Annotated in this window: 16 protein-coding genes; 12 read left to right on the forward strand and 4 right to left on the reverse strand. The window is 64.4% G+C overall.

The window, feature by feature from the left end:
* The first annotated feature begins 178 nt into the window (after positions 1-178).
* The 4 genes from ACSQ3N_RS07575 to ACSQ3N_RS07590 are packed head-to-tail and all read left to right on the forward strand — an operon-like array spanning position 179 to position 3752.
* Positions 179-1108 carry a branched-chain amino acid ABC transporter permease gene (locus ACSQ3N_RS07575; protein ID WP_436145990.1) on the forward strand — a complete coding sequence of 310 codons (930 nt, stop codon included), beginning with the start codon at positions 179-181 and terminating at the stop codon, positions 1106-1108.
* Positions 1109-1121: 13 nt separating this feature from the next.
* A complete protein-coding gene (locus ACSQ3N_RS07580; protein WP_436145991.1) occupies positions 1122-2198 on the forward strand; it encodes an ABC transporter permease subunit in 1077 nt (358 codons plus the stop codon).
* 25 nt (positions 2199-2223) lie between these two features.
* A complete protein-coding gene (locus ACSQ3N_RS07585) occupies positions 2224-3006 on the forward strand; it encodes an ABC transporter ATP-binding protein (RefSeq protein ID WP_056161885.1) in 783 nt (260 codons plus the stop codon).
* A 17-nt stretch (positions 3007-3023) separates the two neighbouring features.
* Positions 3024-3752, forward strand: a complete 729-nt coding sequence (locus ACSQ3N_RS07590; RefSeq protein WP_056161888.1) for an ABC transporter ATP-binding protein — start codon at positions 3024-3026, stop codon at positions 3750-3752.
* Positions 3753-3950: 198 nt separating this feature from the next.
* On the opposite strand, the gene ACSQ3N_RS07595 is transcribed toward ACSQ3N_RS07590, so the two are convergent.
* A complete protein-coding gene (locus ACSQ3N_RS07595; RefSeq protein WP_436145992.1) occupies positions 3951-4598 on the reverse strand; it encodes a porin family protein in 648 nt (215 codons plus the stop codon).
* Positions 4599-5046: 448 nt separating this feature from the next.
* Between ACSQ3N_RS07595 and ACSQ3N_RS07600 the strand changes: the two genes are divergently transcribed.
* Complete coding sequence (locus ACSQ3N_RS07600) at positions 5047-5694, forward strand: DUF47 domain-containing protein (protein ID WP_056161892.1); 648 nt, start codon at positions 5047-5049, stop codon at positions 5692-5694.
* Between the two features lie 18 nt (positions 5695-5712).
* Entirely contained in the window at positions 5713-6723 is a 1011-nt protein-coding gene (locus ACSQ3N_RS07605; RefSeq protein ID WP_056161894.1) for an inorganic phosphate transporter, read from the forward strand.
* A gap of 147 nt (positions 6724-6870) precedes the next feature.
* Here ACSQ3N_RS07605 and ACSQ3N_RS07610 read toward each other — a convergent pair whose 3' ends face one another.
* Entirely contained in the window at positions 6871-7317 is a 447-nt protein-coding gene (locus ACSQ3N_RS07610; protein ID WP_056162576.1) for a TM2 domain-containing protein, read from the reverse strand.
* 11 nt (positions 7318-7328) lie between these two features.
* Positions 7329-7850, reverse strand: coding sequence for a GNAT family N-acetyltransferase (locus tag ACSQ3N_RS07615; protein ID WP_056161896.1), 522 nt, complete (start codon positions 7848-7850; stop codon positions 7329-7331).
* 144 nt (positions 7851-7994) lie between these two features.
* Between ACSQ3N_RS07615 and rpsP the strand changes: the two genes are divergently transcribed.
* The 6 genes from rpsP to ACSQ3N_RS07645 all read left to right on the forward strand — a co-directional run bounded on the left by rpsP (position 7995) and on the right by ACSQ3N_RS07645 (position 12275).
* Entirely contained in the window at positions 7995-8246 is a 252-nt protein-coding gene (rpsP, locus tag ACSQ3N_RS07620) for a 30S ribosomal protein S16 (RefSeq protein ID WP_056161899.1), read from the forward strand.
* 78 nt (positions 8247-8324) lie between these two features.
* The gene (rimM, locus tag ACSQ3N_RS07625; RefSeq protein WP_056161901.1) at positions 8325-8894 is read left to right on the forward strand and encodes a ribosome maturation factor RimM; all 570 of its coding nucleotides are present in this window, start codon (positions 8325-8327) and stop codon (positions 8892-8894) included.
* Positions 8895-8947: 53 nt separating this feature from the next.
* The gene (trmD, locus tag ACSQ3N_RS07630) at positions 8948-9706 is read left to right on the forward strand and encodes a tRNA (guanosine(37)-N1)-methyltransferase TrmD (RefSeq protein WP_056161903.1); all 759 of its coding nucleotides are present in this window, start codon (positions 8948-8950) and stop codon (positions 9704-9706) included.
* 127 nt (positions 9707-9833) lie between these two features.
* The gene (rplS, locus tag ACSQ3N_RS07635; protein ID WP_056161905.1) at positions 9834-10247 is read left to right on the forward strand and encodes a 50S ribosomal protein L19; all 414 of its coding nucleotides are present in this window, start codon (positions 9834-9836) and stop codon (positions 10245-10247) included.
* A gap of 107 nt (positions 10248-10354) precedes the next feature.
* Positions 10355-11077: a CoA pyrophosphatase gene (locus tag ACSQ3N_RS07640; protein WP_235507223.1), complete on the forward strand. Its 723-nt coding sequence runs from the start codon at positions 10355-10357 to the stop codon at positions 11075-11077.
* Positions 11078-11288: 211 nt separating this feature from the next.
* Entirely contained in the window at positions 11289-12275 is a 987-nt protein-coding gene (locus ACSQ3N_RS07645) for a CobD/CbiB family protein (protein ID WP_056161907.1), read from the forward strand.
* 189 nt (positions 12276-12464) lie between these two features.
* Here the strand turns inward: ACSQ3N_RS07645 and rsgA are convergent, their stop codons facing one another.
* A complete protein-coding gene (gene rsgA, locus ACSQ3N_RS07650) occupies positions 12465-13409 on the reverse strand; it encodes a ribosome small subunit-dependent GTPase A (RefSeq protein WP_056161912.1) in 945 nt (314 codons plus the stop codon).
* Positions 13410-13415 lie beyond the last annotated feature (6 nt).

The following is a 13415-nucleotide window of genomic DNA, read 5'->3' on the forward strand; positions in this document are numbered from 1 at the left end:
AGGGAAAACCCCGCCCGGCTTGGTGGGGGCCGCTTGTGACTACTCGCTACAATCCCGTCCACAAACCCGCACAGCTGCATTTCTGGCGGGTTTTTTGCTAGATGGCAGTCGGGCCCACAAGGCTGTACCGATTCCGGTGCCAAAGCGGTGGGTACGTCACAAACGAAGGACTTCTCTTATGGACATTTTGCTGCAACAGATCATCAACGGTCTGGTTCTCGGCAGCATGTACGCCTTGATAGCCTTGGGCTACACGATGGTGTACGGCATTATTCAACTGATCAATTTCGCCCACGGCGAAGTGCTGATGATCGGTGCACTGACCAGCTGGAGCTGTATAGGAATGATGCAGGGCGCCATGCCCGGCGCCCCTGGCTGGGTCATCCTGCTCCTGGCCACCATCATTGCGTGCGTGGTGGCTGCCGCCCTGAACTTCACGATTGAAAAAGTCGCCTACCGCCCGCTGCGCAGCAGCCCGCGCCTGGCCCCCCTGATCACCGCCATCGGCATGTCCATCTTGCTGCAGACGCTGGCGATGATCATCTGGAAGCCCAACTACAAGCCCTATCCGACGCTGCTGCCCAGCACGCCGTTCCAGATCGGCGGCGCGTTCATCACGCCCACGCAGATCCTGATCCTGGGCGTGACCGCAGTGGCCCTGGCCTCGCTGGTCTACCTGGTCAACCACACCAACCTGGGCCGCGCGATGCGCGCCACCGCAGAAAACCCGCGCGTGGCTTCGCTGATGGGCGTCAAGCCCGACATGGTGATCTCGGCCACCTTCATCATCGGCGCCGTTCTGGCAGCCATCGCCGGCATCATGTATGCGTCCAACTACGGCACGGCGCAGCACACCATGGGCTTCCTGCCAGGGCTCAAGGCCTTCACGGCGGCTGTGTTCGGCGGCATCGGCAACCTGGCCGGCGCGGTGGTGGGCGGCATTTTGCTGGGCCTCATCGAAGCCATCGGCTCGGGATACATCGGCACCCTCACGGGCGGCCTGCTGGGCAGCCACTACACGGACATCTTTGCGTTCATCGTGCTCATCATCATCCTGACGCTGCGCCCTTCGGGCCTGCTGGGTGAGCGTGTGGCGGACCGAGCCTGAGGAGCACCACACCATGAAGAACACCAAGACCCACTGGATCCTCGGCGCGATCGCGCTGCTGGTGCTGCCGCTGATCCTCCAATTCTTCGGCAACGCCTGGGTGCGCATCGCCGACCTGGCCCTGCTGTACGTGATGCTGGCCCTGGGCCTGAACATCGTGGTCGGCTACGCCGGCCTGCTCGACCTGGGCTACGTGGCGTTCTACGCCGTCGGCGCCTACCTGTTCGCGCTGATGGCGTCGCCACACCTGGCCGACACGTTCGCGGCGTTTGCCGCCATGTTCCCCAACGGGCTGCACACTTCTCTGTGGCTGGTGATACCGGCGGCGGCGATATTGGCGGCGTTTTTCGGGGCCTTATTAGGGGCGCCAACGCTCAAGTTGCGCGGGGACTACCTGGCCATCGTGACGCTGGGCTTCGGTGAAATCGTCCGCATTTTCCTGAACAACCTGGACCACCCCGTCAACCTGACCAACGGCCCCAAGGGCCTGGGCCAGATCGATTCGGTCAAGATCTTCGGGCTGGACCTGGGCAAGCGCCTGGAGCTGTTCGGCTTCGACATCAACTCCGTCACGTTGTACTACTACCTGTTCCTGATTCTGGTGGTGATCTCGGTGATCATCTGCTACCGCCTGCAGGACTCGCGCGTCGGCCGCGCCTGGATGGCCATCCGCGAAGATGAAATCGCTGCCAAGGCCATGGGCATCAACACCCGAAACATGAAGCTCTTGGCGTTTGCCATGGGTGCATCATTCGGTGGCGTGTCGGGCGCGATGTTCGGCGCCTTCCAGGGCTTCGTCTCGCCAGAATCGTTCAGCCTGATGGAGTCGGTCATGATCGTCGCCATGGTGGTTCTGGGCGGTATCGGCCACATCCCCGGCGTGATCCTGGGTGCCGTGCTGCTGTCGGCCCTGCCAGAAGTGCTGCGCTACGTCGCCGGCCCGCTGCAGGCCATGACCGACGGCCGCCTGGACTCGGCCATCCTGCGCCAGCTGCTGATCGCGCTGGCCATGATCATCATCATGCTGCTGCGCCCCCGCGGTCTGTGGCCTTCGCCTGAGCACGGCAAGAGCCTGACGCAGAAGACCTGAAGCCGAACACCACCGAAAGTTAGCAATGACAGAGAAATCCAATGAAGTGGTGCTGAAGGTCGCCGGTATCTCCAAGCGGTTCGGCGGCCTGCAGGCCTTGTCGGACGTGGGCATCACCATCAAGCGTGGCCAGGTGTACGGCCTGATCGGCCCGAACGGCGCTGGCAAGACCACGTTCTTCAACGTGATCACGGGGCTGTACACGCCCGACGCAGGCACCTTCGAGCTGGCAGGCAAGCCCTATGAGCCCACCGCCGTGCACGAAGTGGCCAAGGCGGGTATCGCCCGCACCTTCCAGAACATCCGCCTGTTCGCTGAAATGACGGCGCTCGAGAACGTGATGGTGGGCCGCCACATCCGTACCAAGTCCGGCCTGATCGGTGCGGTTTTCCGCACCAAGGGCTTCAAGGACGAAGAGGCCGCCATCAAGAAGCGCGCGCAGGAGCTGCTCGACTATGTGGGCATCGGCAAGTTCGCCGACTACAAGGCGCGCACCCTGAGCTACGGCGACCAGCGCCGCCTTGAGATCGCCCGCGCCCTGGCCACCGACCCGCAGCTCATCGCGCTGGACGAGCCCGCTGCTGGCATGAACGCCACCGAGAAGGTGCAACTGCGCGAGCTGATCGACCGCATTCGCAACGACAACCGCACCATCTTGCTCATCGAACACGATGTGAAGCTGGTGATGGGCTTGTGCGACCGTGTGACGGTGCTCGACTACGGCAAGCAGATTGCCGAAGGCAACCCTGCCGAAGTGCAGAAGAACGAAAAAGTGATCGAGGCCTATCTGGGCACCGGCGGGCACTGAAGGACAGGACACAACAAATGGCCGAAAAATCCAACAAAGTTTTATTGCAGGTCAAGGGCCTGAAGGTGGCCTACGGCGGTATCCAGGCCGTCAAGGGCGTGGACTTCGAAGTGCGTGAGGGCGAACTGGTGTCGCTCATCGGCTCGAACGGCGCCGGCAAGACCACCACCATGAAGGCCATCACCGGCACCCTGGGCATGAACGATGGCGACATCGAGTACCTGGGCAACAGCATCAAGGGCAAGGGCGCCTGGGACCTGGTCAAGGAGGGCCTGGTGATGGTGCCGGAAGGCCGTGGCGTGTTCGCACGCATGACCATCACCGAAAACCTGCAGATGGGCGCCTACATCCGCAGGGACAAGGCGGGCATCCTGGCCGACATCGAGAAGATGTTCACCATCTTCCCGCGGCTGCGCGAGCGCAAGGACCAGTTGGCCGGCACCATGTCGGGCGGCGAACAGCAGATGCTGGCCATGGGCCGTGCACTGATGAGCCAACCCAAGGTGCTGCTGCTGGACGAGCCCTCCATGGGCTTGTCGCCCATCATGGTCGACAAGATCTTCGAGGTGGTGCGGGATGTGTACGCGCTGGGCGTGACCATCGTGCTGGTGGAGCAGAACGCCAGCCGGGCGCTGGCGATTGCCGACCGCGGCTATGTCATGGAATCGGGCCTGATCACCATGACCGGCCCGGGCCAGGCCCTGTTGAACGACCCCAAGGTGCGTGCCGCCTACCTGGGCGAGTAATAGGCGGTCCAGCCTGGTACGGTACTCCAGGAGCGTACGCGCAGGCGGCGCGCCCTCGGGGCTGCAGAAACCAACAAAAAGCGCAGCTCTCGGGCTGCGCTTTTTGTTTTGCAGGGCGGTGCCGGTGTACAGGCGCCCGTACCGGGGCCGGTACTTGTGGCTATGCCTGTGGCGGCGGGTCCCTCAGAACTACGGGCGTCAGAAGCGGTACTGCACGCCCACGGTGGTCAGGTTCACCGAATCGTCGCCGTCCGAGAACTTGAACTTGTGGCGCTCCCACTCCACCACGGCCGCCCACTGCGGCGTGAAGGCCCAGCGCGCGCCTAGGCCGTACGAGAGGCCGAACCCGTCTTCCTTGCCCAGCGCGACGCCGGTGGCCGCCAGGCCCGAGGTGCGCGTGCGACCATAGGTCGTGCCGATCTTGCCGAACACGTCGAACTGCTCGCCCAGCGGAGCGCGGCCGACCAGGCTCAGGTTGAAGCCATGGGCCTTGGTGTCGCCGCCCAGGCGGTGCGAGGTGCCGGCGTTCAGGTAGCCGAGCTCCACACCGGCGTTGCGGTGAAAGAAGCCGCCAGCGTAGATCTTGTAGGCATTGCCCGAATCATCCTGGCTCAGCCCGAACCCTGCGGGGCCGTTGCTCAGGCTGTAGTTCGATCGGCCTCCGTTGACGCCGATGTAGCCGTCCTGGGTATAGGGCAGCACCGAGCCGCGGCCGGAACCCCAGCCAGATGCACTGGATGTGGAGGTCGATGACAACGGCGAGCTGGTCTGTGCCTGCGCGCTCAGCATGGTGCAGGCGGCAACGGCCAGCGCCAGCGGAACCTGGCGAGAAAAGAAAGTGCGCATGAGGGGTGTCCTTGCTGAAAATCGTGGGTGATGAACGCCCCCTGCACCGCAGTGGCCGTCCGCTTGGGGGCGAAAGTTCAATCTACTGCGCTGTCGGTCTGAGGTTGTGGGAACGTGTGGCGCACCGTTGTAGGAGCATGCCGACCGTCCGCACAACGCTGAGAACATCGCAATGCAGGTGCTATGAATTCAATAGCTGCCGGCGTTGATGGGTGGCGCGGTAGAGCTCTTTCTGGCTTGAATATCTGACGGTGCCAGCGGGGTTTCGTCCGCGGTCCCTTGGGCGCCGACTTGGTGTCGCCAGGGTGCAGGCAGGTGCGGCTGATGCGGGCCTGCAACGCAGGGGTTGAAAGAGAGCGGGCGGTTAAACTCCCGGAGTCATCAAAAAGTCATGCCACTGTCATGACTTTGTCTCTTTCAAAAAACCGATCCCCCTGCAGGAGTTCCCATGCTGTTTGCCAAGCTGTTGCCACGCGAAGGCAATTTTTTCGAGATGTTCAACCAGCATGCGGACCGGATCGTCGAGGCGGCCCGGGCGTTTTCGCAACTGGTGGCCAACTACAACGACCCGCACCTGCGCGACAAGTACAACCAGGACGTGGACAACGCCGAGCGCGCCGCCGACCGGGTGACGCACGAGGTGAACAAGTCCATCCACAAGACTTTCATCACCCCCATCGACCGTGAGCAGATCCACACGCTCATCAACACGATGGACGACGTGGCCGACCTGATCCAGGACTCCGCCGAGACCATGGCGCTGTACGACGTGCGCCACATGACGGAAGAGATCACGCGCCTGACCGACCTGAGCCTCAAGTGCTGCGAGCGTGTGCGCGACGCCGTGAAGCTGCTGGAAAAGATTGCAGACCCCGCCGTGGCCGAAGCCGCGCTCAAGACCTGCGAAGAGATCGACAAGCTCGAATCCGACGCCGACCGCGTGATGCGCAGCGCCATGAGCAAGCTGTTCCGTGAGGAGCCCGATGTGCGCGAGGTGATCAAGCTCAAGGCCATCTACGAGCTCTTGGAGACCATCACCGACAAGTGCGAAGACGTGGCCAACTGCATCGAGGGCATCGTCCTCGAGAACTCCTGACCCCGCAGGCTGACCAGCATGGAAACCGTACAGACGGCCCTCTGGGTTGTGGTTCTGCTCGTGGCGCTGGCGATCCTGTTCGACTTCATGAACGGGTTCCACGACGCTGCCAATTCGATCGCCACCGTGGTCTCCACGGGCGTGCTCAAGCCCGCGCAGGCGGTGCTGTTCGCGGCGTTCTTCAACTTCGTCGCGATCTTCATCTTCCACCTGAGCGTGGCGGCCACCGTGGGCAAGGGCATCGTCCAGCCCGGCGTGGTCGACACGCACGTGGTGTTCGGCGCGCTGGTGGGCGCCATCACCTGGAACGTGATCACCTGGTACTACGGCATCCCCAGCAGCTCCTCGCATGCACTGATCGGCGGCATCGTGGGCGCGGTGATCGCCAAGGCAGGGGCTGGCGCGCTCATTTCGGCGGGCATCCTGAAGACCGTGGCGTTTATCTTCGTGTCGCCGCTGCTGGGCTTCGCGCTGGGCTCGCTCATGATGGTGGCCGTGGCCTGGATCTTCCGGCGCGCGCGGCCCAGCAAGGTGGACAAGTGGTTCCGCCGGCTGCAGCTGGTGTCTGCCGGCGCATACAGCCTGGGCCACGGCGGCAACGATGCGCAAAAGACCATCGGCATCATCTGGCTGCTGCTGATCGCCACCGGGTACTCATCGGCCAGCGATGCCGCGCCACCCACCTGGACCATCATCAGCTGCTACGTGGCCATCGGCCTGGGCACCATGTTCGGTGGCTGGCGCATCGTCAAGACCATGGGTCAGAAGATCACCAAGCTCAAGCCCGTGGGCGGCTTCTGCGCCGAGACGGGCGGGGCGATCACGCTGTTTGTGGCGACCACGCTGGGCATTCCGGTGTCTACCACGCACACCATCACGGGTGCGATCGTGGGCGTGGGCTCCACGCAGCGCGCCAGCGCCGTGCGCTGGGGCGTGGCGGGCAACATCATCTGGGCCTGGGTGCTCACCATTCCGGCCAGTGCCTTCGTGGCGGCCGTGGCGTACTGGATCAGCCTGCAGATCTTCTGATCGGTTTGAGGTGCTGCGCTACTGAATCAGTAGCAAAAAACAAGGCTGATTGAGCGCAAACGCCCCGCGGGATGCAAGTCCCGCGGGGCGTTTGGCTTGGTGCCTGCGCGCAATGCGCTCCGACTCCTGTGTCTGACGCTGCTCCAGTCACTGAGATATCTTGCGGGCTTCCTCGATCTGGTATTCGAAGTACCGCTGAAAGCTGAACGCCAGGCTGGCCATCAGCACGGCCGTGCCCACCATCAGCGCAACCACGATGGCGCCGATGGTGATCCACTGTGTCTGGCCCGCTGGCGCATCGTGTGCGGCAGCAGGGTTGTAGCGTGCGTTCCAGGCCTCGGGCGTCTTCAGCGCAAACAGGATGGCTTGCAGCGCGCAGCCCGCAATGGTGAAGCCCAGCAGCGGGATCAGCATCCAGCTCGTGTGGTCGTCCTGTCCCATCTGCTGCACGCGCTGGATGCCGTAGATGCCCAGGGCCGTGGGGATGGGCAGCAGCCAGCCGATGAGGTCCCCCAGGCCGTGCAGGTAAAAGCGGTGCAGGCCCAGCGGCCCGCCGAGGAAGGCGAACCATGCTGCCAGGGTCTTGTTTTTCATGCGGGCCATTGTCATTCCGGCGAGGTACTGTCGCCCGCACCCAGGGATTTTTCCATGAGCACGATGTCGCGCCAGGCGCCGAACTTCCACCCCACCGAACGCATGACGCCTACGTCGGTAAAGCCCAGCGCGCGGTGCACGCCGATAGAGCCTGCGTTGGCCGAATCGCCGATCACGGCCAGCAGCTTGCGCACGCCGGCAGCTTCTGCCTGGGTGGCCAATTCACCGAGCAGCGTGCGGCCCAGGCCCATGCCGCGGGCGTCTTCGGCGATGTAGATCGAGTCTTCTGCCGAGAACCGGTAGGCAGGGCGGGGCTTGAACCAGTTGGCGTAGGCAAAGCCCAACACCTGTCCGTCTTTTTCAGCCACCAGCCAGGGCAGCCCCTTGGCCAGCACGTCGGCGCGGCGGCCTGCCATGTCGGCTTCGGAGGGAGGGTCGATCTCGAAAGTGCCGGTTCCGTGGAGTACGTGGTGTCGGTAAATGGCGGTGATCGCAGGCAGGTCGCTGTCAGCGCTGGGACGAATGGTGGGCATTTGGGAAGAAGTGGATATAATCGCGGGCTTTGCAGCGTGTCGCTGGCCGGGTGGCCATGTCGCGTGTCTCAAGCGTTGCGAATATGGTTGCGAACACAGTGGCTTGCGGCAAATGCCGGAAGTTCACCACCCGAAGGATAAATCATGGTCGTCATTCGACTCTCCCGCGGCGGCTCCAAAGGCCGTCCTTTCTTCAATATCGTCGTTGCTGACAAGCGCGTGCGCCGTGACGGCCGCTTCATCGAGCGCATCGGGTTCTACAACCCCACTGCCAAGGAAACCGAAGAAGGCCTGCGCATCGTGCAAGACCGTCTGACGTACTGGCAAGGTGTGGGCGCCCAGTCCTCGCCTACCGTGGACCGCCTGATCAAGCAAGCCGCCAAGAAGGCTGCTTAAAGCTCCCTGAAAAGGGCGGGTTCCGTCGGCATGCCGAACGGAACCCGCCCTTTTCCTATTCTGGAATCAATCACCGCCATGGCTGCCAACCTCACCCTCGAACCCACAGAGCTTCCCACCGACGCCGTCGAGGTGGGACGCATCACCGATGCCTGGGGCGTGAAGGGCTGGTTCAAGGTGCTGTCGCACAGCAGCAGCCCCGAGGCGCTGTTCTCTGCCAAGCGCTGGTACTTGCAGCCGTCCGAACGCGGAGCCAAGGCATTTGCCGGCACCGTGCTGCTGTCCATCCGCCAGGCCAAGGACCATTCCGACACGGTGGTGGCCTGGGCCGAAGGCATCGATGACCGCGACGCAGCCGAAGCGCTGCGCGGTGCGCGCATTTTTGTGCCGCGCTCGAGCTTTCCGTCCACCACGACGGACGAGTATTACTGGGTCGATTTGATCGGCCTGGCCGTGGTCAACCGCGAGGGCGTGGTGCTGGGCGAAGTGCGCGAACTCATGGCCACAGGGCCGCAGACCGTGCTGGTGCTGGCCTACGAGCAGGACGGCAAGGCCCAAGAGCGCATGATTCCGTTTGTCTCGGCCTATGTCGACAAGGTGGATCTGCCCGAAAAGCGCATCACCGTCGACTGGCAGCCTGACTATTAAGAAGTCCGGCGCCGCTTCGTTCGCTCACCGTCGCATTGCAGCGCCCCGCACCCATGCGCTTTGACGTTATCACCCTGTTTCCCGAGCTGTTCGCGCCGCTCCTGGCCAGCGGCGTGACGCGCCGCGCGTACACCGGCGGACTGGTGGATGTGCGCTTGTGGAACCCGCGCGACCATGCCGAGGGCAACTACCGCAGGGTGGACGACCGCCCGTTCGGCGGTGGCCCGGGCATGGTCATGCTGGCCGAGCCGCTGGCGCGGTGCCTGGCCGCCATCCGTGCGGACCGGGGCGAGGCTGCGGACACGCAGGCGCCGGTGGTGTTGTTTTCGCCTATCGGCGAGCCACTGAACCACGGTGCTGTGGAGCGCTGGTCTGCCAGCGCTGGGGCTGTTCTGCTGTGTGGGCGGTATGAGGGCATCGACCAGCGCTTCATCGACACGCACGTCGATGTGCAGATGAGCCTGGGCGACTTTGTGCTCTCTGGCGGCGAGATCGCTGCCATGGCGCTGCTCGATGCCGTGGCGCGCCTGCAGCCGGGCGTGCTCAACGACGAGGGCAGCCACCAGCTCGACAGCTTCAACCCGGCGCTTGATGGCCTGCTCGACTGCCCGCACTACACGCGCCCCGAAGAGTGGGCGGGACAGCCGGTGCCGCCCGCATTGATGTCCGGCCACCACGCGCAGATCGAGCGCTGGCGGCGCGACCAGCGCCTGTCCATCACCGCCCGCCACCGGCCCGATCTCATCGACGCCGCCCGAAAAGCAGGGCGCTTGGCGCCCGCCGACGAGGCGGTATTGGCCAAGCTGGCTTGACTTGCTATAATCAAAGGCTTTTCGATCCTCTGGCCGGCCGTTTCGACAGGGACTCCCCTTTGAAACACTGAGACGTCAATCCCGACGCAGCCATTTTTGGCGCGGACAAGATCCCAAGGAAACTCACATGAACCTGATCCAGACACTGGAAGCGGAAGAAATCGCCCGCTTGAACAAGACCATCCCCGAATTCGCCCCTGGTGACACCATCATCGTGAGCGTGAATGTGGTGGAAGGTACCCGCAAGCGCGTGCAGGCTTACGAAGGCGTGGTGATTGCCAAGCGCAATCGCGGCCTGAACAGCGGTTTCACCGTGCGCAAGATCTCCAGCGGCGAAGGCGTGGAGCGTACGTTCCAGACCTACAGCCCGCTGATCGCCGGTATCGAAGTCAAGCGCCGCGGTGACGTGCGCCGTGCCAAGCTGTACTACCTGCGTGACCGCAGCGGCAAGTCGGCACGTATCAAGGAAAAGCTGCCACAGCGCGTCAACAAGGCTGCTGTTGCTGCAGCCGCCGCAGCAACTGCTGCTACCGCCGCCTGATCGGACCCATCGGGCAAGGCCCAGTCCTGACAAGCCGCTACAGCGTCTGCCTGTAGCGGCTTTTTGCTTTCAGGACCGCGCGCTCCCCATCCTTCCAGTCATTCATCGTGAACTCCTCGCCACCTCCTGCTGTCTCGTCGGTCATCGTGCCGCTGTCCAGCCTGCCCGATTTCGACCCGCGCCTGGTGCCGGTCGTGGGCGTGGACACGCACCTGCCCGCCGTGCCACTGAAGGACCAGACACCCGAGGCGCTGCGTGCACGCTTTGCGAGCCCGCCGCAGTGGGAGCCCGAGGTGGTGCTGGAGAAGAAGTTCATGAACCGGGAGCCCGCCCACGCCTCGGTGCTGCTGGCGATCATGCTGCGCGAGCAGCCCATGGTGCTCTTGACCGAGCGGACCGCCCACTTGTCCACGCATTCGGGGCAGGTGGCCTTTCCAGGCGGGCGTGCCGACCCTGGAGACGCCACACCGGCCGACACCGCGCTGCGCGAGGCGCAGGAAGAGGTGGGGCTGGCCCGCGAGTTCGTCGAAGTGCTGGGCGCGCTGCCCACGTACGTCACCGGCTCTTCGTTCATCATCACGCCCGTGGTGGCCCTGGTGCGGCCGGACTGCGTGCTCCAGCCCAACCCGTACGAGGTGGCTGATTTGTTCGAAGTGCCGCTGGCTTTTCTGCTCGACCCCGCCAACCACCGGCGCCACGTGTTCGACAGCGATGGCGTGCACCGGGAATGGTTTTCCATGCCCTTTGACGACGGCCGCAAGACCCACCACATCTGGGGCGCCACGGCGGGCATGCTGCGCAACTTCTACCGCTTCATGCGGGCAGAGTGAAGCCTCACCCCTGATTCGCTTGGCGATGTCGCCAGGAGGGGCCGCCTCGGTGCTGTGACGCAGTGCCTTGGGCTGTGTGTGGCGCTGCATTGGCTGAGGCTGCGTCCGTTTCGCAAGCTCGTGATCAGCCCGTTGCCGTGGCTTGGGGATTGCTCGCTGCCCGTCGCTTCACCTGTTCTCTGTGCGGTCAGCGCCGCTATCATTGCTCCCCATGAGTTTCTTCGCCATCCTGTTCGCTTTGCTGATCGAGCAGGCACGCCCGCTGGCACGCAGCAACCCCATCCATGCCGGCCTGCGTGCATGGGCGCTGTCCGTAAGCCGCAATTTCGACGCGGGCAAGCCGCACCACGGCTGGGTGGCCTGGAGCCTGGCAGTGCTGGTGCCGGCACTTATTACGCTGGCGATCCACTGGTTGCTGCTGTGGGGCCTGGGCTGGCCGTTTGCCGTACTGTGGAGCGTGGCGGTTTTGTACGTCACGCTCGGGTTTCGGCAGTTCAGCCACCATTTCACGGGCATACGCGATGCGCTCGAAGAGGGCAACGAAGACGCCGCCCGCGAGCGGCTGGCGCACTGGCAGCAGGTGGACGTCGGGGTGCTGCCGCGCAGCGAGATCGTGCGCCATGTGATCGAGTATTCGGTGCTGGCGGCGCACCGCCATGTGTTCGGCGTGCTGGCGTGGTTCTCCGTGCTGGCCGCGCTGGGCCTGGGGCCTACCGGCGCCGTGCTGTACCGCCTGGCCGAGTTCGTGTCGCGCTACTGGCACTACAAGCAGCGCACCGGCACCCAGCCGGCCAGTGCCTCGTTGCAGCAGGCATCGGCGCAGGCCTGGACGGTGGTCGACTGGCTGCCGGCCCGCATGACGGCGCTGAGCTTCGCTGTGGTGGGCAGCTTCGAAGAGGCCATCGAAGGCTGGCGTTTTCATGCGCAGCGCTTTCCCAATGACAACGATGGCGTGGTGCTGGCCGCCACCGCCGGCGCGATCAATGTGCGCCTGGGTGGCGAGGCGCTGAAGGCGCGCACTGACCTGCATGCCCCCCAGGGCCTGGAGATCGACGCCGACCTGGGCGACAGCGACTCCACACCCGGCCGCGAGCCCGAGGTGGGACATCTGCGCAGCGTGGTGGGCCTGGTGTGGCGGTCCGTGGTGGTGTGGATGCTGCTGCTGGCGCTGCTCACGCTGGCGCGCCTGCTGGGCTAGTAAGCCCCCCTGAGCCGCTTCGCGGCTTCCCCCGAGGGGGACGCACCTGGTGGCCTGGCGAAGCCAGTTCCACGGGTGCGCTGGTGTGGGGCGTGCCTGTGCGAAGGGCGGTGCGCGTCGATGCGTCTGTAGCTCTGTCTCTGGCGCCGTGCAGGCACCAATACCTGTTAGTACCGCGTCAATACCGCCTCAATACCGGGTGTGGCTCAACTCTTCGAACAGATCGCTATATATTTTGTAGCGGGTCGGGCTGATCCCGCCTGCGGTAGGGCCTGCTTTGACCGCTTCCAGCACGCCACAGCCCGGCTCGTGCAGGTGGGTGCAGTTGTAGAACTTGCAGTCCGTCGCGTGCTCGGCGATGTCCGGCATGCACGCGGCCAGTTGCATGGGGGCGATGTGGTGCAGGCCGAATTCCTGAAAGCCTGGCGAGTCAATCAGCGCGGTGGTGCGCTCCTTGTCCATCCAGTACCAGTGCGTGCTGGTGGTGGTGTGCTTGCCGGAGTTCAGAGCCTGCGAAATCTCGCCCGTCAGCACCGTGGCGCCCGGCACCAGCAAATTGATCAGCGTGCTCTTGCCCGAGCCCGAGGGGCCCAGCACCAGCGTGGTCTTGCCCTTCAGGTGCTCCATCAGCAGCGCGCGGTCCACGTCGCTCGACAGGGTCAGCGACAGCGGCAGCACGCCATAGTGCTTGCCCGCACCCATGTGGCGGTAGGGCACCAGACGCTCCCAGGCACGGGCGAAGGGCTCCACCAGGTCGCTCTTGTTCAGGGCGATGAGGGGCTTGATGCCTTCGGCCTCGGCGGCAATCAGCGCGCGCGCCAATTGGCTCTCTGAAAACACAGGCTCTGCCGCGATGAGGATGAGGACTTGGTCCAGGTTGGCGGCAAACGACTTGGTGCGGATCTCGTCCTGCCGGTAGAACAGGTTGCGCCGCGGCTGCACCTTCTCGATGGTGCCCTCGTCGCCCTGGCCGGGCGGCGGCGCTTGCCACAGCACACGGTCGCCCACCACGGACTGGCTTTTCTTGCCCCGGGGGTGGCAGATGCGCCGCTCGCCGTCGGGGGTCTCGACCATGCAGTGGCGCCCGTGGCTGGCGACCACCGTGCCTTCCATGAGGGCGCTGCGCTCAGCCATGGTGGT

Source organism: Acidovorax sp. LjRoot194, from assembly GCF_964253015.1.
Classification (GTDB): domain Bacteria; phylum Pseudomonadota; class Gammaproteobacteria; order Burkholderiales; family Burkholderiaceae_C; genus Acidovorax.

What these genes read in the sequence shown, in the direction of transcription:
- ACSQ3N_RS07575 (WP_436145990.1), top strand. Translation starts at nt 179, where the DNA reads ATGGACATTTTGCTGCAACAGATCATCAACGGTCTGGTTCTCGGCAGC.
- ACSQ3N_RS07580 (WP_436145991.1), top strand. Translation starts at nt 1,122, where the DNA reads ATGAAGAACACCAAGACCCACTGGATCCTCGGCGCGATCGCGCTGCTG.
- ACSQ3N_RS07585 (WP_056161885.1), top strand. Translation starts at nt 2,224, where the DNA reads ATGACAGAGAAATCCAATGAAGTGGTGCTGAAGGTCGCCGGTATCTCC.
- ACSQ3N_RS07590 (WP_056161888.1), top strand. Translation starts at nt 3,024, where the DNA reads ATGGCCGAAAAATCCAACAAAGTTTTATTGCAGGTCAAGGGCCTGAAG.
- ACSQ3N_RS07595 (WP_436145992.1), bottom strand. Translation starts at nt 4,598, where the DNA reads ATGCGCACTTTCTTTTCTCGCCAGGTTCCGCTGGCGCTGGCCGTTGCC.
- ACSQ3N_RS07600 (WP_056161892.1), top strand. Translation starts at nt 5,047, where the DNA reads ATGCTGTTTGCCAAGCTGTTGCCACGCGAAGGCAATTTTTTCGAGATG.
- ACSQ3N_RS07605 (WP_056161894.1), top strand. Translation starts at nt 5,713, where the DNA reads ATGGAAACCGTACAGACGGCCCTCTGGGTTGTGGTTCTGCTCGTGGCG.
- ACSQ3N_RS07610 (WP_056162576.1), bottom strand. Translation starts at nt 7,317, where the DNA reads ATGAAAAACAAGACCCTGGCAGCATGGTTCGCCTTCCTCGGCGGGCCG.
- ACSQ3N_RS07615 (WP_056161896.1), bottom strand. Translation starts at nt 7,850, where the DNA reads ATGCCCACCATTCGTCCCAGCGCTGACAGCGACCTGCCTGCGATCACC.
- rpsP (WP_056161899.1), top strand. Translation starts at nt 7,995, where the DNA reads ATGGTCGTCATTCGACTCTCCCGCGGCGGCTCCAAAGGCCGTCCTTTC.
- rimM (WP_056161901.1), top strand. Translation starts at nt 8,325, where the DNA reads ATGGCTGCCAACCTCACCCTCGAACCCACAGAGCTTCCCACCGACGCC.
- trmD (WP_056161903.1), top strand. Translation starts at nt 8,948, where the DNA reads ATGCGCTTTGACGTTATCACCCTGTTTCCCGAGCTGTTCGCGCCGCTC.
- rplS (WP_056161905.1), top strand. Translation starts at nt 9,834, where the DNA reads ATGAACCTGATCCAGACACTGGAAGCGGAAGAAATCGCCCGCTTGAAC.
- ACSQ3N_RS07645 (WP_056161907.1), top strand. Translation starts at nt 11,289, where the DNA reads ATGAGTTTCTTCGCCATCCTGTTCGCTTTGCTGATCGAGCAGGCACGC.
- rsgA (WP_056161912.1), bottom strand. Translation starts at nt 13,409, where the DNA reads ATGGCTGAGCGCAGCGCCCTCATGGAAGGCACGGTGGTCGCCAGCCAC.